General features: G+C 67.9%; 13 protein-coding genes and 1 pseudogene. 5 read left to right on the plus strand and 9 right to left on the minus strand.

The genetic code is table 11. From position 1 onward, the window contains the following. Nucleotides 1-45 precede the first annotated feature (45 nt). The 4 genes from ACV22Z_RS26050 to pdxR all read right to left on the minus strand — a co-directional run bounded on the left by ACV22Z_RS26050 (nucleotide 46) and on the right by pdxR (nucleotide 4,844). Nucleotides 46-1,110, minus strand: a complete 1,065-nt coding sequence (locus ACV22Z_RS26050; protein WP_448079156.1) for a purine-nucleoside phosphorylase — start codon at nucleotides 1,108-1,110, stop codon at nucleotides 46-48. Between the two features lie 304 nt (nucleotides 1,111-1,414). Then, nucleotides 1,415-2,005, minus strand: a complete 591-nt coding sequence (locus tag ACV22Z_RS26055; RefSeq protein ID WP_448079157.1) for a LysE family translocator — start codon at nucleotides 2,003-2,005, stop codon at nucleotides 1,415-1,417. A 64-nt stretch (nucleotides 2,006-2,069) separates the two neighbouring features. Further along, the gene (gene selD / locus ACV22Z_RS26060; RefSeq protein ID WP_448079158.1) at nucleotides 2,070-3,134 is read right to left on the minus strand and encodes a selenide, water dikinase SelD; all 1,065 of its coding nucleotides are present in this window, start codon (nucleotides 3,132-3,134) and stop codon (nucleotides 2,070-2,072) included. 198 nt (nucleotides 3,135-3,332) lie between these two features. Next, complete coding sequence (gene pdxR / locus ACV22Z_RS26065; protein ID WP_448079159.1) at nucleotides 3,333-4,844, minus strand: MocR-like pyridoxine biosynthesis transcription factor PdxR; 1,512 nt, start codon at nucleotides 4,842-4,844, stop codon at nucleotides 3,333-3,335. A gap of 122 nt (nucleotides 4,845-4,966) precedes the next feature. Here pdxR and ACV22Z_RS26070 point away from each other — a divergent pair, with 122 nt between their 5' ends. Beyond that, entirely contained in the window at nucleotides 4,967-6,256 is a 1,290-nt protein-coding gene (locus tag ACV22Z_RS26070; RefSeq protein WP_448079160.1) for a 4-aminobutyrate--2-oxoglutarate transaminase, read from the plus strand. A gap of 76 nt (nucleotides 6,257-6,332) precedes the next feature. Then, nucleotides 6,333-7,802, plus strand: coding sequence for an NADP-dependent succinate-semialdehyde dehydrogenase (gene gabD / locus ACV22Z_RS26075; protein ID WP_448079161.1), 1,470 nt, complete (start codon nucleotides 6,333-6,335; stop codon nucleotides 7,800-7,802). Nucleotides 7,803-7,918: 116 nt separating this feature from the next. Here the strand turns inward: gabD and ACV22Z_RS26080 are convergent, their stop codons facing one another. Both ACV22Z_RS26080 and ACV22Z_RS26085 read right to left on the minus strand, forming a co-directional pair. After that, nucleotides 7,919-9,463: a methyl-accepting chemotaxis protein gene (locus ACV22Z_RS26080; protein ID WP_448079162.1), complete on the minus strand. Its 1,545-nt coding sequence runs from the start codon at nucleotides 9,461-9,463 to the stop codon at nucleotides 7,919-7,921. A 349-nt stretch (nucleotides 9,464-9,812) separates the two neighbouring features. Next, complete coding sequence (locus tag ACV22Z_RS26085; RefSeq protein ID WP_448079163.1) at nucleotides 9,813-11,357, minus strand: methyl-accepting chemotaxis protein; 1,545 nt, start codon at nucleotides 11,355-11,357, stop codon at nucleotides 9,813-9,815. A 327-nt stretch (nucleotides 11,358-11,684) separates the two neighbouring features. Here ACV22Z_RS26085 and ACV22Z_RS26090 point away from each other — a divergent pair, with 327 nt between their 5' ends. Then, nucleotides 11,685-12,155 (plus strand): DUF523 domain-containing protein, encoded by a 471-nt coding sequence (locus tag ACV22Z_RS26090; RefSeq protein WP_448079264.1) that lies wholly within the window; start codon nucleotides 11,685-11,687, stop codon nucleotides 12,153-12,155. A gap of 166 nt (nucleotides 12,156-12,321) precedes the next feature. On the opposite strand, the gene pcaF is transcribed toward ACV22Z_RS26090, so the two are convergent. After that, nucleotides 12,322-13,524, minus strand: coding sequence for a 3-oxoadipyl-CoA thiolase (gene pcaF / locus ACV22Z_RS26095; RefSeq protein ID WP_448079164.1), 1,203 nt, complete (start codon nucleotides 13,522-13,524; stop codon nucleotides 12,322-12,324). 312 nt (nucleotides 13,525-13,836) lie between these two features. Between pcaF and ACV22Z_RS26100 the strand changes: the two genes are divergently transcribed. Then, a complete protein-coding gene (locus ACV22Z_RS26100; RefSeq protein WP_448079165.1) occupies nucleotides 13,837-14,625 on the plus strand; it encodes an IclR family transcriptional regulator in 789 nt (262 codons plus the stop codon). Between the two features lie 389 nt (nucleotides 14,626-15,014). On the opposite strand, the gene ACV22Z_RS26105 is transcribed toward ACV22Z_RS26100, so the two are convergent. Beyond that, nucleotides 15,015-16,130: a succinylglutamate desuccinylase/aspartoacylase family protein gene (locus ACV22Z_RS26105; RefSeq protein ID WP_448079166.1), complete on the minus strand. Its 1,116-nt coding sequence runs from the start codon at nucleotides 16,128-16,130 to the stop codon at nucleotides 15,015-15,017. Nucleotides 16,131-16,337: 207 nt separating this feature from the next. Between ACV22Z_RS26105 and ACV22Z_RS26110 the strand changes: the two are divergent. Then, a pseudogene (locus ACV22Z_RS26110) lies at nucleotides 16,338-16,454 on the plus strand (LysR family transcriptional regulator); the annotation flags it as partial. A 138-nt stretch (nucleotides 16,455-16,592) separates the two neighbouring features. On the opposite strand, the gene ACV22Z_RS26115 reads toward ACV22Z_RS26110, so the two are convergent. After that, on the minus strand, nucleotides 16,593-17,948 hold the full coding sequence (locus ACV22Z_RS26115) for an MFS transporter (RefSeq protein ID WP_448079167.1): 1,356 nt from the start codon (nucleotides 17,946-17,948) through the stop codon (nucleotides 16,593-16,595). Nucleotides 17,949-17,952 lie beyond the last annotated feature (4 nt).

The following is a 17,952-nucleotide window of genomic DNA, read 5'->3' on the forward strand; positions in this document are numbered from 1 at the left end:
TGTGGACGCCTTACCGTCCGTCCCGTCAATCGCACTGATGCACCGTCACCGGCGCGGCACCCCGCCGCGCCATTCGCCCCAGTGCGTGACGATGTCCTGCAAGAGCGGATTGCCCGCACGGTACAGGTTCTCGGTCGCCGGGGCGAAGCCGCCCTGGTCCGCGTAGTTCAGCAGGTTGTCGGCGCTCGTCTGGCCTTGATACGGCCGGTCGAAGTCGGAGCCCGTACGCAGCACCGCGACGCGCGACAGGTCGACCCGTTTCACGCTCGCCGCACGCTTGAGCGCTTCGAACGTCGCGTTGTCCTCCTGCGCGGTCATGCAATAGGCGCCCTTGCCGTCCGTCAGGATCTTCGTCCACTGCCGTGCGCGCTCGCCTAGCAGCGTGCCCGAGAACCACGTATTGCCCGACGACGTGTCGCAGCGGATCACCGACGGCGGCTGGTTCGCGGGCGCGTAATTGAATTTCGCGCGTGCGGCCTGCGCCTGCGTGCTGTCGGCGAGCGTGACGTTGCGCGACAGCGCGTACGCCGCATCGGCGAGCTGCGGGTTGAGCTGGAACACTTCGGTGCGATAGTCGAGCGGCGGCTTGTCCGTCGGGCTCTTCGTGTTGATGCCGAGATAGCCCGTATTCCATCCGGCGGGAATCTCGCGCGCATCGAGCTCCCATTGCAGGCCGAAATCGACGAGATAGTTCGCCCATGCGGCGGAACCCACGGTCCCTTGCGCGGGGTCGACGCCCGCGATGCCGGAGATCAGGAAGTACGTGTTGCGCAGATCGAAGCGTGGCGAGAACGTCAGCGCCATGATCGACGCCGCGGCATTCGCATAGCCCATGCCGGTCGTGATCACGCACACGTCCTGCTTGTTGCAGTGGACCGCGGGGTAGTCGGGCGACAGGCCCGGCACCGACACGTCGCGCCACGGGCCGAGACGGTCGAGCCAGGCCTGGCCTTCCGGCCCGAACATCGTGACGATCATGACCTTGACCGGGCGGCCCTGTGCACCGGTGTCGGCGAACGCATTGCTGTCGTTGTCCTGCGCGATCGACGGTGCGGTCGCGCAGGCCGCGAGCGAGAATGCGGCGGCGGAAAGAATGGAGCGAGTCAGCATCGGCGTTCCTTGTTTAGGTGATGTTGAAGTGAGAACGACTCTCGGAGACTGCGCGGGGAGTATAAATCGGCCAATGCGTGACAAGAAATTCGAATCGCGGTCGATACAGCGATCCGGTTCAGGATGACGAAGATGCGCACGGCGGCATTCCAGGCATGTAGCCGCAGACGCATCAATCTCAGGATTACTATCGAATTGACCGAAGCGCACGTCACGCACGGCATCCTGCGCGGCAGACATGCGCTTTCGCACCAGCGGATTTGCAGATTCGTCGCGGTACGCCCGCGACGCGACAGCCTGCAACCTACAGCTGCGCGAGCCCCGCGACGCCGTACCCGAGCACGACGAGCGCCGCGACGACATGGCTCGCGGCGAGCAGCGCGGGCGACTTGACGATGCGGCCGATCACGCTGCCGCCGAATGCGAACACGAGCTGGCCCGTGAGGCTGCCGGCGAACACGCACGCGGCGCCGAGCAGCCAGTGGCGATGCCCGGCCGCGGCAGCGGTCGCGTAGCCGTAGAACAGCAGGATCGTGAGCGGATTCGCGAGCGTGACGAAGAACATCGACGTAAAGGGGCGGCTGCCGGGCGGCGGCGCGTCGCCGTCGAGCGTGCGGCGGCGGTCGCGCAGCGCCTGCCACATCATTCGCGCGCCCATCGCGAGCAGCACGAGCGCGCCGACGAGGCGGAACAGCGACAGGTGCGACGCGAGCGTGCTTGCGAGCATCGCGCCGATCGTGAACGCGACGACCGCGTAGCAGCCGTCGGCCGTCGCAACGCCGACCGCCGCGCGCACGCCGCTCGCCGTGCCCGCACGCATGCCGTAGTTTGCGATCATCAGCGCAACAGGCCCGACCGACAGCGCGATCATCAGCCCGAACAGGAAATCGTTCATCGGGAATCGACGTTCAACGTTGAAAACGTCGATTCTAGTGATCGCCACGCGCGCGGCAAACCTGTCAAATTACGTCGACGCGGGCCGGCCCGTCCGTCATCTCGCCGATCACCGCCGCGCGGTCGAAACCGTCCGCGCGGAAGCACGCAAGCACGTCGTCGACCGTATCGGGTGCACAGGCGACGAGCAGGCCGCCGGACGTCTGCGGGTCGGTCAGCAGCGCCTGCGCGACCGGCGGCAGCGCGTCGCCGAGCCGCACGTCCGCGCCGTAGGCCACCCAGTTGCGCCCCGACGCGCCCGTGAACACGCCGGCCGCCGCCAGCGCCTCGACGCCCGCGAGCCACGGCAGCGCCGCATAGTTCACGCGCGCGGTGAGCCCCGCGCCGCGCGCGAGTTCCAGCGTATGGCCGAGCAGGCCGAAACCCGTCACGTCGGTCAGCGCGTGCACGCCCGGCAGCGCGGCGAGCTCGGTACCCGGCCGGTTCAGCTTGGTCGTCGTCGCGATCATCTGCGCGTAGCCGGCGTCGTCGAGCTGGTTCTTCTTCAGCGCTGCGGACAGCACGCCGACACCGAGCGGCTTGCCGAGCACGAGCACGTCGCCCGCGCGCGCCGCCGCGTTGCGCTTCACGCGCGACGGATGCACGACGCCGATCGCGGCGAGCCCGTAGATCGGCTCGACCGAGTCGATCGAATGGCCGCCCGCGACCGGAATCCCGGCTTCCGCGCACACGGATTCGCCGCCGCGCAGCACCGCCGCGATCGTCTCGTGCGGCAGCACGTTGATCGGCATGCCGACCAGCGCGAGGGCGAGGAGCGGCTTGCCGCCCATCGCGTACACGTCGGACAGCGCGTTGGTCGCCGCGATCCGGCCGAAGTCGAACGGATCGTCGACGATCGGCATGAAGAAATCGGTGGTCGCGACGATCGCCTGTTCGTCGTTCAGGCGGTAGACCGCGGCATCGTCGGACGTCTCGGTGCCGACGAGCAGGTCTGGAAACAGTGCGGGCGGCGTCGCGCGCTTCAGCAGCTCGGACAATACGCCCGGCGCGATCTTGCAGCCGCAGCCGCCTCCGTGCGACAGGCTCGTCAGGCGCGGAACGGCGGGCGGGTTCTGGGTGGCTTCGTTCATCGTCGGCATCCGGTAAATAACAACATTCCATTATCGGCAATTTCGCGTCCGGGTGCCGGCCGCCCACATAATGACGGCGCCGCCTCGTCCCTCCACCCGTCGACCGTCTTCCATGGATCACCTGTTCATCGGCCTCGTGCTGCGCTCGGCGACGAGCGGGAATTCTCTCCACGGTGAGGAGAGAATTCCTGCCGCCTGTCATGCAGTCATGACGCCTGCGCGCCCGAACGCCCGCTCGTCGATCGCTTCCGAGAGCGTCGCGAAGGCCGGCGCGATCTCGTTCTCCGGCACGCACGCATAGCCGAGCAGCAGACCCGCCGCGGCGCGCGACCGGTCCGCGTAATACCCGGACAGCGGCCGCACGACGATGTTGCGCTCCAGCGCGGCCTGCGCGACCGCGCGGTCGTCGACGCCGTCGGGCAGCCGCGTCACGAGGTGCAGCCCCGCATCGCTGCCGGCCGCCTGCAGCGTGTCGCCGTAGCGGCGCGCGACCGCGTCGAGCAGCATTTCGCGGCGCTGCCCGTACAGCGTGCGCATCTTGCGGATGTGCGACACGAAGTGCCCTTCCGCGATGAATTCCGCGAGCACCGCCTGCTGCAGCAATTGCCCTTCGCGATACAGCTCGGCGCTCGCCGTCGCGAAACTCTCCGCGAGCGGCTCGGGCGCGACCAGGTAGCCGACCCGCAGCCCCGGGAACAGCGTCTTGCCGAAGCTGCCGACGTAGATCACCTGCCCGGCCGTGTCGAGCCCCTGCAGCGACGCGAGCGGCCGGCTGCCGTAGCGGAATTCGCTGTCGTAGTCGTCCTCGATGATCCAGCAGCGATGCTGTCGCGCGTATTCGAGCAGCATCCGCCGCCGCGCGAGGCTCATCACCATGCCGAGCGGGTACTGGTGCGACGGCGTGACGAGCATCAGCTTCGGCGGCGCGGCGAGATCGTCGGCCGACGGCGCGATCCCTTCGTCGTCGACCGGAATCGGCCGCGTCGTCAGCCCCGACACGTTCAGCACGCTGCGCACGCCCCAGTAGCACGGATCCTCGGTCCAGATCGCGTCGCCGGGATCGGTCAGCAGGCGCACCGCGAGGTCGATCGACTGATGAATGCCGGTCGTGATGACGATCTGCTCCGGCGTGCAGCGCACCGAGCGCGACGTGCGCAGGTAGTCGGCGAGCGCCTCGCGCAACAGCGCGAGCCCGCCGCCCGGCGCATAGGTCAGCAGATCGGGGCGCAATCGCCGCCAGTATTTGTTGTGCAGCCGCGTCCACACCCGCGCTGGAAATCGGGACACATCGGGCACGCCCGGCATGAACGCGCCGCCCTGGCGCTTCGACACGCCCGCGCCCTCGACGAGCCGCGCGCCGCGCGCGGACAGCGGCCGCGCGGCCGTCGGCAGCGTGGCGGCCGGGCTCGCGTGGTCCGGCGGCACGCCGACGATTTCGTCCGGCGCGCTGTCGGCGACGAACGTGCCGCGCCCGGTCGCCGAACTCACATAGCCCTCGAGCGCGAGCTGCTCGTACACCTGGGTGACGGTGTTTCGGGCGATCCCGAGCTCGATCGCGAGCAGCCGCGACGACGGCACCCGCGTGCCGGCCGGCAATTCCCGCGACAGGATCGCCTGCTGCAGCAGCCGGTGCAGTTGCCGGTAGATCGGTTGTCCGCCGCCGCGCACGAGACGCTGTGCCAGCCAGTCCGACAACACGCTTGCCCGCATGATTGGCTCCTATCTAATTATTGAAATGGCTCTGAAGTTCAGAGCCAAATGTGATTATAGTCGCCTCCATGGGCTGCCGGAGCGCGCCCAAATCTTCCCACCGGATACGAAACATCAAGGAGATGACCGTGAAGAATGCCGACCTGCTGGCCCGCAAGAACGCCGCCACCCCGCGCGGCGTTGGCGTGATGTGCGAATTCTATGCAGCCCGCGCCGAGAACGCGGAGCTGTGGGATGTCGAAGGCCGCCGCTTCATCGATTTCGCCGCCGGCATCGCGGTGCTGAACACGGGCCACCGCCATCCGAAGATCGTCAAGGCGATTGCCGAGCAGCTGAACAGCTTCACGCACACCGCTTACCAGATCGTCCCGTACGCGTCGTACGTCGAACTGGCTGAAAAGATCAACGCGCGCGCGCCGGGCGACTTCCCGAAGAAGACCGCGTTCTTCACGACCGGCGCCGAAGCCGTCGAAAACGCGATCAAGATCGCGCGCGCCGCGACCGGCCGTCCGGGCGTCATCGCGTTCTCGGGCGGCTTTCACGGCCGCACGATGATGGGCATGGCGCTGACCGGCAAGGTCGCCCCGTACAAGCTGAACTTCGGCCCGTTCCCGGGCGACGTGTTCCACGCTCCGTACCCGAACGCGCTGCACGGCGTGACGACCGCCGACTCGATCAAGGCGATCGAGATGCTGTTCAAGGCCGACATCGATCCGAAGCGCGTCGCCGCGATCATCTTCGAACCGGTCCAGGGCGAAGGCGGCTTCAACCCCGCGCCGGCCGAGTTCGTGCGCGCGCTGCGCAAGATCTGTAACGAGCACGGCATCCTGCTGATCGCCGACGAAGTCCAGACGGGCTTCGCGCGTACCGGCAAGCTGTTCGCGATGCAGCACTACGACGTGCTGGCCGACCTGATCACGATGGCGAAGAGCCTCGCAGGCGGCATGCCGCTGTCGGGCGTCGTCGGCCGTGCAGAGGTGATGGACGCGGCCGCCCCCGGCGGCCTCGGCGGCACGTACGCGGGCAACCCGCTGGCCGTCGCGTCGGCGCACGCGGTGCTCGAGATCATCGACGAAGAAAAGCTGTGCGAGCGCGCGACGCAGCTCGGCGACGTGCTGAAGGCAAAGCTGAATGCGCTGCAGGCCGACGTGCCGCAGATCGCCGACGTGCGCGGCCCGGGCGCGATGATCGCGGTCGAGTTCATGAAGCCGGGCACGGGCGAGCCGGATACCGACTTCACGAAGCGCGTGCAGGCGCGTGCGCTCGAGCGCGGCCTGCTGCTGCTCGTGTGCGGCGTGTACTCGAACGTCGTGCGCTTCCTGTTCCCGCTGACGATCACGCAAGCCGTGTTCGACGAAGCGCTCGTCATCCTCGAAGAAGTGTTGAAGGAAACGGTCGGCGTGCCGGCCTGAGGTCCCGCCCACTGATCGCGCCGCCGCCGTCCCACCGGGCCGCGGCGGCCTTCGTATCTGCACAACAGGCACCATCATGAGCACTGTTCAAGAAACCCTGGCACTGAAAGACCCGTCGCTGTTCCGCCAGCAGGCGTACGTCAACGGCGAATGGCAAGGCGCGGCGAACGGCGAGACGTTCGAAGTCCGCAACCCGGCGACGGGCGGCCTGCTCGGCACCGTGCCGGCGATGGGCACGGCCGAGACGCGTCACGCGATCGACGCCGCGAACGCCGCGTGGCCGGCGTGGCGCAAGAAGACCGCGAAGGAACGCGCGGCGATCCTGCGCAAGTGGCACGACCTGATGATGGAAAACGCCGACGACCTGGCGCTGATCCTGACGACCGAGCAGGGCAAGTCGCTGGCCGAGGCGAAGGGCGAGATCGGCTACGCGGCGTCGTTCTTCGAGTGGTTCGCGGAAGAAGGCAAGCGCGTGTACGGCGACACGATCCCGACCCCGGCGAGCGACAAGCGCATCGTCGTGACGAAGGAAGCGATCGGCGTGTGCGCGGCGATCACGCCGTGGAACTTCCCGGCGGCGATGATCACCCGCAAGGTCGGCCCCGCGCTCGCGGCAGGCTGCCCGATCGTCGTGAAGCCGGCCGAGGCGACGCCGTTCTCCGCGCTCGCGATGGCCGTGCTGGCCGAGCGCGCGGGCGTGCCGGCCGGCGTGTTCAGCGTCGTCACGGGCGACCCGAAGGCGATCGGCGGCGAGCTGACGTCGAACCCGATCGTGCGCAAGCTGTCGTTCACGGGCTCGACGCCGGTCGGCCGCCTGCTGATGGCGCAATGCGCGGCGACGGTCAAGAAGGTGTCGCTGGAACTCGGCGGCAACGCGCCGTTCATCGTGTTCGACGATGCCGACCTCGATGCGGCCGTGCAGGGCGCGATCGCGTCGAAATACCGCAACAGCGGCCAGACCTGCGTGTGCACGAACCGCTTCTACGTGCATGAAGCCGTGTACGACCAATTCGCGGCAAAGCTCGCGGCGGCAGTCGGCCAGCTGAAGGTCGGTCGCGGCACCGAGCCGGGCGTCACGCAAGGCCCGCTGATCAACGAAGCGGCCGTGCTGAAGGTCGAGGCGCACATCGAGGACGCGCTCGCGAAGGGCGCGACCGTCGTGACGGGCGGCAAGCGCCACGCGCTCGGCCACGGCTTCTTCGAGCCGACCGTGCTGACGGGCGTCACGCCGGCGATGAAGGTCGCGAAGGAAGAGACGTTCGGGCCGCTCGCGCCGCTGTTCAAGTTCGACAGCGACGACGAAGTGATCCGCCTCGCGAACGACACCGAGTTCGGTCTTGCGGCGTATTTCTACAGCCGCGACATCGGCCGCGTGTGGAAGGTCGCCGAAGCGCTCGAATACGGGATGGTCGGCGTGAACACGGGCCTGATCTCGAACGAAGTCGCGCCGTTCGGCGGCGTCAAGCAGTCGGGCCTCGGCCGCGAAGGCTCGCACTACGGCATCGACGACTACGTCGTGATCAAGTATCTCTGCCTCGCCGTCTGACGGTTCAGGGCCTGTGCACCACGCGCAGGCCCTGGCCGCCCGGCCGGAACCGGGCGGCTCGACGCGGGCCGGCGCCCCTCTCCGCCGTGCCCGCGTCATCTCCCCTCCCGCCACGTTCAGCGGAACACGTTCACCGCATCCACCAAGCGCGTCGCCTGCTGCTTCAGGCTCTCCGACGCCGCCGCGCTCTGCTCGACCAGCGCCGCGTTCTGCTGCGTGATGTTGTCGAGGTGCACGACGGCCTGATCCACCTGCGACACGCCCGTGCTCTGCTCGGCCGTCGACGAACTGATCTCCGCGATCAGGTCCGACACGCGCTTCACCTGCGTGACGATGTCCTCCATCGTCTTGCCCGCCTCGTCCACGCGCCGCGAGCCCGACTCGACCCGCTCGACGCTCGCGCCGATCAGCGTCTTGATCTCCTTCGCCGCGTTCGCGCTGCGCTGGGCCAGCGCCCGCACCTCGCCGGCGACTACCGCGAACCCGCGCCCCTGCTCGCCCGCGCGCGCCGCCTCGACCGCCGCATTCAGCGCAAGGATGTTCGTCTGGAACGCGATGCCGTCGATCACCCCGATGATGTCGGCAATCTTGCGCGAACTCTCGGTGATGTCGCTCATCGTCGTCACGACCTCCGACACGGCCTGCCCGCCTCGTTCGGCCGCGTCGCTCGCGGAAACCGCGAGCCGGTTCGCCTGCAGCGCGGTTTCCGCGTTGCTGTCGACGGTCGCCGTCATCTCGGCCATCGACGCCGCCGTCTCCTGCACGCTCGACGCGGCCTGTTCGGTGCGCGAACTCAGATCGTTGTTGCCCTGCGCAATCTCGTTGCTCGCGCGCTGCACGTTGTGCACCTGCTCGCTGACATCGTCGACGAGCCAGCGGAACATCAGCCCGAGCTGGTTGATCGTGCGCAGCGTCATGCCGATCTCGTCGACACGGTTCATCCGCACGCCGCGCCGGCTCTCGCCGGTCGCGACGTTCAGCGCCTGGTCGTGCAGCCGCTTCAGCGGACGCACGATCTGCGCATCGAGCCACAGGCCGGCGGCGGCGGCCACGCCGACCGTCGCGGCCGCGAAGGCCGCGAGGCCGCCGCCGTTCAGGCCGCACGCCCAGCCCGCACCGATCGCGGCCGGCGCCAGCACGAACAGCGCCGAATGAACCCGCGCGCGCACCGACATCGTCTGCGGCAACGACGCGATCCGCATCGCCCCCGTGCGGACGACCAGCCCCTTGTGGAACCGGCGCTGGCCGGCCTTGCCGTCGCGAAACGCGCGATACAGCGCATCGGCGGCCGCGATTTCGTCGCGCGGCGCCTTCGTGCGCACCGACAGGTAGCCCTGCGGCTCGCCGTTGCGCACCACGGGCATCGCGTTCGCCCGCACCCAGTAGTGGTCGCCGTTCTTCCGGCGGTTCTTCACGAGCGCCGTCCATGGTTCGCCGCGCCGGAGCGTCGCCCACATGTCCGCAAATGCCTCGCGCGGCATGTCCGGATGACGCACGACGTTGTGCGGCTGGCCGACGAGTTCCTCGCTCGAGAAACCGCTGACGTGCGCGAACGTCGTGTTCGCATACGTGATGATGCTGTCGGCATCGGTGGTCGACATCAGCGTGAAGTCGTCGGGAAAGTCGAATTCTTGTTGTGTAACGGGCTGGTTGTTGCGCATGCAGGGCTCCGAAAGGCGGACCAGTCGTCCGCGCGCGGCAAAGTCACGCTCAGTAGCCGAAAAACGGTTTATCGCTTGACGACGGTCCTCATCTTTTCTGTCGGCAATTCGATGAAAAACCTTACCGTTGCGGCGCATGAAATATCCCTTTCTTCCATTGCCCTGATCTCGATCAAGCAATGCGGGGATAATCGCTGTGCGCGCTTTCGCCGAACTCACGGATGCGTTATGCGATGCGGCAAGCGGGCGCGACGCGCAAGGCCGCGCAGCCGGCCCGAGATGGTCGACTGCATCGCGCGCGGGCCGGAGCCCCTCTCCGCCGTGCCCGCGTCATCTCCCGTCCCCGCGTTCAGCGGAACACGTTCACCGCATCCACCAAGCGCGTCGCCTGCTGCTTCAGGCTCTCCGACGCCGCCGTGCTCTGCTCGACGAGCGCCGCGTTCTGCTGCGTGATGGTGTCGAGATGCACGACGGCCTGGTCCACTTGCGCGACACCCGTGCTCTGCTCGGCCGTCGACGAACTGATCTCCGCGATCAGGTCCGACACGCGCTTCACCTGCGTGACGATGTCCTCCATCGTCTTGCCCGCCTCGTCCACGCGCCGCGCGCCCGACTCGACCCGCTCGACGCTCGCGCCGATCAGCGTCTTGATCTCCTTCGCCGCGTTCGCGCTGCGCTGGGCCAGCGCCCGCACCTCCCCGGCGACCACCGCAAAGCCGCGCCCCTGGTCGCCTGCCCGCGCCGCCTCGACCGCCGCATTCAGCGCGAGGATGTTGGTCTGGAACGCGATGCCGTCGATCACGCCGATGATGTCGGCAATCTTGCGCGAACTCTCGGTAATATCGCTCATCGTCGTCACGACCTCCGACACGGCCTGCCCGCCTCGCTCGGCCGCGTCGCTCGCGGAAACCGACAGCTGATTCGCCTGCTGCGCCGTCTCGGCATTGCTCGACACGGTCGCCGTCATCTGCGCCATCGACGCTGCCGTCTGCTGCACGCTCGTCGCGGCCTGCTCGGTGCGCGAACTCAGGTCGTTGTTGCCCTGCGCAATCTCGTTGCTCGCGCGCTGCACGTTGTGCACCTGCTCGCTGACATCGTCGACGAGCCAGCGGAACATCAGCCCGAGCTGGTTGATCGTGCGCAACGTCATGCCGATCTCGTCGACGCGATTCATCCGCACGCCGCTGCGGCTCTCGCCCGTCGCGACGCGCAGCGCCTGATCGCGCAACTGCCTGAGCGGCCGCGCGATCTGCGCATCGAGCCACGCGCCCGCCGCGACGGACGCGCCTGCCGTGACCGCGGCGAACACCGCCAGGCTGCTGCCGGCGAGGCCGCACGCCCAGCCCGCACCGACAATGGCCGGGGCGAGCACCGCCAGCGACGAATAGAGCCGCGCGCGCACCGACATCGTCTGGAACAGCGACGCGACGCTCGCCATGCCGGTGCGGACGATCAGTCCCTTGTGAAACCGGCGCCGGCCGGCCTTGCCCTCGCGGAAGTCGCGATACAGCGCATCGGCGGCCGCGATCTCGTCCCGCGTCGCCTTCGTGCGCACCGACATGTAGCCCTTCGGCTGACCGCCGCGCATCACCGGCACCGCGTTCGCGCGCACCCAGTAGTGATCGCCGTTCTTGCGGCGGTTCTTCACGAGCGCCGTCCACGGCTCGCCGCCCTTCAGCGTCGCCCACATGTCGGCGAACGCCTCCTTCGGCATGTCGGGATGGCGCACGACGTTATGCGGCTGCCCTTTGATTTCCTCTGGGGAAAACCCGCTGACCTGGATGAATGCCGCGTTCGCGTAAGTGATGTAGCTGTCCGCGTCGGTGGTCGACATCAGCGTTGCGTCATCGGGAAAATCGAATTCGCGTTGGGTGACGGGCTGGTTGTTGCGCATGGCGTAGGGGCTCCGATAGGCGGATCTTGCGCCCGCTTCAGGATTGACGGCTTTCGATCAATGGTCTCCGCGCTTTCACAACCATCGATCCGACCCTTACGATTTCGGCAATTTCGCGGGAAACATTACGGTTCTAAGGGAAAAACATGCGATTTCTTTGCAACTTCTGATTTCCATCAAACAGATCATTTATGGATGAATGGCGCGACTCGAGCGGAAAGCTTGCTGTAATATTTCCCGCTTTATCGCGGTTCCGAACGATGGAGAACGAAATTGCAGAACGCGCCACAGCCGCGGACGCATACGAAGCCGAAGATCCTGGTCAGCATGTGCCTGCTCGGCCACCCGGTCCGTTACAACGGCTCGGCGAAGACCGCTGCGCATCAGGCGCTCGAGCAATGGCAGCGCGACGGGCGTCTCGTGCCCATCTGCCCCGAACTGGCGGGTGGATTCGGCGTTCCCCGCCCTCCCGCCGAAATCGCGGATGGAGAGTCGGGGCAGCGGGTTCTGTCGCGCGTCGCTCGGGTCGTCGACGTAGTGGGAACGGACGTAACGGAAATGTTCATTGCCGGCGCGGAGGCCGCGCTGACATTGGCGCTCGCGCATGGCTGCCGTTTCGCGGTCCTGGCTGACGGGAGCCCGTCGTGCGGCAGCGGCTTTATCTACGACGGAAGTTTCGCGAATCGGCGCCATGCGGGCGCCGGCGTCACGACGGCCTTGCTGCGACAGCATGGCATCGAGGTGTTCGCGGACACGGAGATCGACGCGCTTGGCGCGCGCCTCGCGCAAATAGCCTGAGCGGACTCAACGCGTGTCCGGCTCGTGGCGCTCGTGCGGCGGTGTCATCCGATCGGACGGCACATGCTGGCGCCTGCCGGCGACGGCTTCACCTGTCGCCGCACGGCGATACAAACAAGAACGGTGAAGCGGCCCGGCTCCGGCTGCTTCACCGCATCACGTCAGGTCAGACGCGCTCGATTGCGATCGCGATGCCCTGGCCAACGCCGATGCACATCGTGCACAGCGCGAACCGGCCGTTCGTGCGATGAAGCTGATACATCGCGGTCGTCACGAGACGCGCGCCGGAAGCGCCGAGCGGATGGCCGAGCGCAATCGCGCCGCCGTTCGGGTTCACGCGGGGATCGTCGTCGGCGACGCCCAGCATGCGCAGCACCGCAAGACCCTGCGACGCGAACGCCTCGTTCAGCTCGATCACGTCGAACTGGTCGATCGTCATCCCGAGGCGCGCCAGCAGCTTCTGCGTGGCCGGCGCGGGGCCGATGCCCATCACGCGCGGCGCGACGCCCGCCGTCGCGATGCCGAGCACGCGCGCGCGCGGCGTCAGGCCGAAACGCTTTGCGCTTTCCTCGTTCGCGAGCAGCAGCGCGGCCGCGCCGTCGTTGACGCCCGACGCATTGCCGGCCGTCACCGTGCCGTCCGGGCGCACGACGCCTTTCAGCTTCGCGAGCGCTTCGAGCGACGTCTCGCGCGGATGCTCGTCACGCGACACGACGAGCGGATCGCCCTTCTTCTGCGGAATCGTCACCGCGACGATTTCCTCGGCGAGCGTGCCGTCCTGCTGCGCGCGCGCGGCCTTCTGCTGGCTGCGCAGCGCGAACAGGTCCTGGTCGGCGCGGCTGATGTTGTAGTCGGTCGCGACGTTCTCGCCCGTTTCCGGCATCGAATCGACGCCATGCAGTTGTTTCATCAGCGGATTGATGAAGCGCCAGCCGATCGTCGTGTCGAAGATGTCGGCCTGCCGCGCGAACGCGCTGGCCGACTTGCCCATCACGAACGGTGCGCGCGTCATGCTCTCGACGCCGCCCGCGATCATCAGCGCGGCCTCGCCGGACTTGATCGCACGCGCGGCCGAACCGACCGCGTCCATCCCGGAGCCGCACAGGCGGTTGATCGTCGAGCCCGGCACGACCTGCGGCAGGCCCGCGAGCAGCAGCGACATGCGTGCGACGTTGCGGTTGTCCTCGCCGGCCTGGTTCGCGCAGCCGTAGATCACGTCGTCGACCGCGGACCAGTCGACATCGCGGTTGCGCTCGACGAGCGCCTTGAGCGGCACCGCGCCCAGATCGTCGGCGCGCACGCCGGACAGCGCGCCGCCGTAACGCCCGATCGGCGTGCGGATCGCGTCACACAGAAATGCTTCGGTCATCAATGTCTCCTGTCGAACGGAGTGGGCGCTCGAGCGCTTACTCCGGCCCCATGCTTCGCGGTCGAACAGGGTGAGCGCTTTGGCGCCTACGCTGGTCACATGCAAAGCTGGGTCATGGAACGGGCGCCCCCCATTGCATTGGTCGCCGGGATGCGCTTAAATGTTCTATATACGAACATACGATCGTGTATCGAACGTTCAGGGCATCATAGGGAGTGCAGGGACGACCTGTCAAGCGGCGGCGGCCGCCGCGCGGTTGGCGTGTCTGGCCCCATGCGCTATCTTCTCGGCTGCACGAAATTCCGACAGGTCATGACTACCGACGACATCCAGGCCAAACCCGGCGATTCCTACGTCCAGTCGTTCGCGCGCGGGCTCGCGGTGATCCGCGCGTTCGACGCGAACCGTCCCGAGCAGACGCTCACCGAAGTCGCGTCGGCGACGGGCCTGACGCGCGCGGGCGCGCGCCGGATCCTGCTCACGCTGCAGACGCTCGGCTATGTCGAGGCGGACGGCCGGCTGTTCCGGCTCACGCCGAAGATCCTCGAACTCGGCTTCGCGTACCTGACATCGATGCCGTTCTGGAACCTTGCCGAACCGGTGATGGAGCAGTTGTCCGCGCAGATTCACGAGAGCTGCTCGGCGGCCGTGCTCGACCGGACGGAGATCGTCTACGTGCTGCGCGTGCCGACGCACAAGATCATGACGATCAACCTGTCGATCGGCAGCCGGCTGCCCGCGTACTGCACGTCGATGGGGCGCGTGCTGCTGTCCGCGCTCGACGACGCGGCGCTCGACGAAACGCTCGCGCAGAGCAACATCCGCGCGCACACGGCACGCACGATCACGGATCCCGGCGAACTGAAGGCGGCGATCGCGCAGGCGCGCCAGCAAGGCTGGGCGATCGTCGACCAGGAACTGGAAGTGGGCCTGCTGTCGATCTCGGCGCCGATCCGCAACCGGCGCGGGCAGATCATCGCGGCGATGAATGTCAGCGGCAATGCGCAGCGGCATACCGCGAAGCAGATGGTGAAGGAGTTCCTCGAGCCGTTGCAGCAGGCCGCGCAGACGGTGTCGGAGCTGGTCGCGCGGCGGGGGTGAGCGAGCGGCGCGCAAGCCGCGCAGACGGTGTCGAAGCTGGTTGCGCGGCGGGGGAAGCGAGCGGCGCGCGAAGCGTGCCGGTCCGATGGGTCCCGTTGACGCGGGTCTTGCAGCGGAACCCGGGCGACGAAATGGGGCCGGCTCAAGCGTTCGGTTCAAGCGTTCGGCTCAATTGACGCATCAGTGACGCGACAATTCGCTCATAAAAAGACGGGCGGCACTAGCCGCCCGCTCAAACCTCTGACTCTGCTGCAACACTCTCACGGAACGCGGAGCAGGACTCCGCGCTATCCAATGTAGGGTCGTGGCGAACCCCGGTCAATTTGACGAGAACGAAAATGCGCGCCGCATATCGGACGCGTTCGCGATCCGCGCCGCCCGTGCACCGATCACGCGCCCAGCAGCATCCCGCTGCGCGCCGGCACCGTGCCCGTCACGCGGCCAAGCGGCGCGCCGGCCGTCACGAAGCGGATCGCCCGCCGCATGTAGAACACGCCGTCGGTCTGGCTCCGGACCGTCGTGATCGCATCGGTCAGCGGATCCACGATGTCGAACAGCGGATCGCCCGCTCGGATCGTCGCGCCGACTTCCGCCCGATGCACGAGGATGCCGCTCGCGGGCGCGTAGAACTGCTCGCTGCCGGCGAGCGGCGTCGCGGGCGTCGCGAGCGGCGGCAGCAGCGCGGGCTCGCCGCGAATCGCATCGCACCAGATGAGGTAATCAACGAGCGCATCCGCATCGCGCTCGGCGAGCGCGTACGTGACGTCGCGCTGGCCGCGGCATTCGACCGTCACGGCCACGGTGCCGGCCGCAAGCGGCGTACCTTTCGGCAACTGTTCGCGCAATTGCGACCACAGCAGATGATGCGCGTCGTCGAACGCATGTCCGCCCGAATCCTCGGCGAGCAGCGACACCTGCGCGCCGAGATAGCGCGCAAGCGGTTCGACCTGCGGCCACGCGGTGTCGCTCGTGTACACGTGCATCACGGCTTCGAGCGAGCAATGCAGGTCGATCACGACGTCGGCATCGTGCGACAGCCTCAGCAGCGCAAGCTGCAGTGCGTCGAATTCGGTGCGCGGCGCGATGCCGCCGAGCGCCGCGCCGACACATTCGCGCACGATCGCGCGATTGCGTACCGGGTCCGCGCCGAGCCGCTCGCGCGCGCTCTCAGCAATCGTCGCGAGCGGCAGGAAGCCGCGATTGAAATTGCGGCCGCTCGCCAGGTCGAAGCGGCCGATGAAATGGCCGAGCACATGATGATTGAGCCCGACCGGATTCGCGACCGGCACGAGCACGATCTCCGCGGCGAGCCGCCCGTCCGCGTCGAGTTGCGCGAGCCGCTGCTTCAGCATGAACGCGGTCAGCATCGCGGGCGTCTCGTCCGCATGCAGCGCCGCCTGCAGATAGAACTTGCGGCCGCTGCCGGCCGGCCCGAAATGAAAGCTCGTCAGCGCGCGTTGCGTGCCGATCGACGGCGACAGGAGCGGGGTGGTGCGAATCTGCATCGGCAATTCCGGTGAGGTCGGTTCATGCGGAGAAGCGGTGGACAGGCGGCGCGAGCCGGACTGCAGACGATCGTAGTGCACGTGCCGCCGCTCGGGAATCTGCGCCTGCCTTATCACGATCAGTCTTCCCGATCACCGGCCCCATCCATGGCGCTCACGCTGTCGCAGCTCCGCATCTTCCGGGCCGTCGTCGAACACGGCAGCCTGCGCGCGGCGGCGCAGGCCGTCTGCCTGCTGCAGCGCGCAGCCGTGCCGCTGACGCCGGCCGCGCAGGAGCTCGCGTCGATGCTCGCGTCCTATCTGCGGATGGTGCGCGGCCGGTAAGCGATCGCCATGCAACCGGCAAGCGGCGGCCTGTGTCAATGCCGTCGGCGCAGCGCGCCCTTTGCGCCCTTTGCGCCCTTTGCGCCCTTTGCGCCTTTACAGCCGCGGCGCCGCGGCTGCGGCTTCAGTCGGCTTCCTTCACTCGCCCGCGTCCCCTGCCGTCTCGCGCAGCATCGACACCGCCGCGAGCGACACCAGCACGCACACCGCGACATACCCGGCCGGCGCGAGCTTGCTGCCGGTCGTCTGGACGAGCCATGTCGCGACGAGCTGCGACGTGCCGCCGAAGATCGTCACCGCGAGCGCATACGCGATCGAGATGCCTGTTGCGCGCACGTGGCGCGGGAACGACTCGCACATCAGCGCGAATTCCGACGCGGAGCCCATCGAATAGAACACCAGCATCAGCGCGGTCGCCGGCATCATCACCGACAGCGTCGGATGATGGTTCATCAGCCAGAACGCCGGGAACAGCAGCACGACGAGCACCCCGCGGCCAACGAAAATCGGCAGGCGGCGGCTGCCGATCCGGTCCGACAGCCAGCCGAACAGCGGACACATCAGCAGCGTCACGCATCCCGACGCGACACCGACGAACATCGACAGCCTCATCGGCAACCCGAGCGTGTGGATCGCATAGGTCGGCATGTAGAAGGTCAGGATGTAGGTCGACACCGTGCCGCCCATCACCGTGAGCGTGAGCAGCAGCACCGTGCGCCCGTGCTGCGCAAACAGCTCGCGCAGCACGCCGCCGTCGACGCCGTGGTGGCGGTCGCCCGGCGCATCGTCGGCGAGCCGCCGACGCAAGTACATGCCGACCGGCGCGATCATCACGCCCGCGAAGAACGGCAGCCGCCAGCCCCAGCTTTCGAGCGCGTCCTTCGCGAGCGTGTTCGACAGCAGTGCCGCGAACCCCGAGCCCATCAGCGCCGCGCCGCCCTGCGTCGCGAGCTGCCAGCTCGCGCGAAAGCCGCGCCGCGACACGCCACCCTGTTCGAGTAGCGTCGACGTGGCCGCGCCGAACTCGCCGCCCTGCGAGAAGCCCTGCAGCAGCCGTGCGAACACGACGATCAGCGGCGCGGCCACCCCGATCTGCGCGTACGTCGGCGCGATCGCGATCAGGCCCGTGCCGAGCGCCATCAGCATGATCGTCAGGTTCAGCGCGGCCTTGCGGCCCTTGCGGTCCGCATAGACGCCGAGCACGATGCTGCCGAGCGGCCGCGTGAAGAAGCCCGCGGCGAACGTCGCCACCGACAGCAACAGCGACGTCGTCGGGTCGCTCGACGGGAAGAACAGCTTGCCGATCAGCACCGCGAAGAACCCGTACACGGTGAAATCGAAGAACTCCAGCCAGTTCCCGATCACCGCCGCCGCGATCGCGCCGCGCCGGGGGATGACCGGCGCGTCCGGCCAGGCAGTCGTCGTTGCGGTCGTTGCGGCCGCCGGCGGCGCGGCCGGCGCAGTCGCATGCAGCGCGAGATTGTCTTTCTGCATCGTC

This window comes from Burkholderia sp. PU8-34, from assembly GCF_053427725.1.

Bases quoted from the DNA above. Each gene is read 5' to 3' on its own strand.
- ACV22Z_RS26050 (WP_448079156.1), bottom strand. From the start codon at position 1,110: ATGCTGACTCGCTCCATTCTTTCCGCCGCCGCATTCTCGCTCGCGGCC.
- ACV22Z_RS26055 (WP_448079157.1), bottom strand. From the start codon at position 2,005: ATGAACGATTTCCTGTTCGGGCTGATGATCGCGCTGTCGGTCGGGCCT.
- selD (WP_448079158.1), bottom strand. From the start codon at position 3,134: ATGAACGAAGCCACCCAGAACCCGCCCGCCGTTCCGCGCCTGACGAGC.
- pdxR (WP_448079159.1), bottom strand. From the start codon at position 4,844: ATGCGGGCAAGCGTGTTGTCGGACTGGCTGGCACAGCGTCTCGTGCGC.
- ACV22Z_RS26070 (WP_448079160.1), top strand. From the start codon at position 4,967: ATGACCGTGAAGAATGCCGACCTGCTGGCCCGCAAGAACGCCGCCACC.
- gabD (WP_448079161.1), top strand. From the start codon at position 6,333: ATGAGCACTGTTCAAGAAACCCTGGCACTGAAAGACCCGTCGCTGTTC.
- ACV22Z_RS26080 (WP_448079162.1), bottom strand. From the start codon at position 9,463: ATGCGCAACAACCAGCCCGTTACACAACAAGAATTCGACTTTCCCGAC.
- ACV22Z_RS26085 (WP_448079163.1), bottom strand. From the start codon at position 11,357: ATGCGCAACAACCAGCCCGTCACCCAACGCGAATTCGATTTTCCCGAT.
- ACV22Z_RS26090 (WP_448079264.1), top strand. From the start codon at position 11,685: ATGTGCCTGCTCGGCCACCCGGTCCGTTACAACGGCTCGGCGAAGACC.
- pcaF (WP_448079164.1), bottom strand. From the start codon at position 13,524: ATGACCGAAGCATTTCTGTGTGACGCGATCCGCACGCCGATCGGGCGT.
- ACV22Z_RS26100 (WP_448079165.1), top strand. From the start codon at position 13,837: ATGACTACCGACGACATCCAGGCCAAACCCGGCGATTCCTACGTCCAG.
- ACV22Z_RS26105 (WP_448079166.1), bottom strand. From the start codon at position 16,130: ATGCAGATTCGCACCACCCCGCTCCTGTCGCCGTCGATCGGCACGCAA.
- ACV22Z_RS26115 (WP_448079167.1), bottom strand. From the start codon at position 17,948: ATGCAGAAAGACAATCTCGCGCTGCATGCGACTGCGCCGGCCGCGCCG.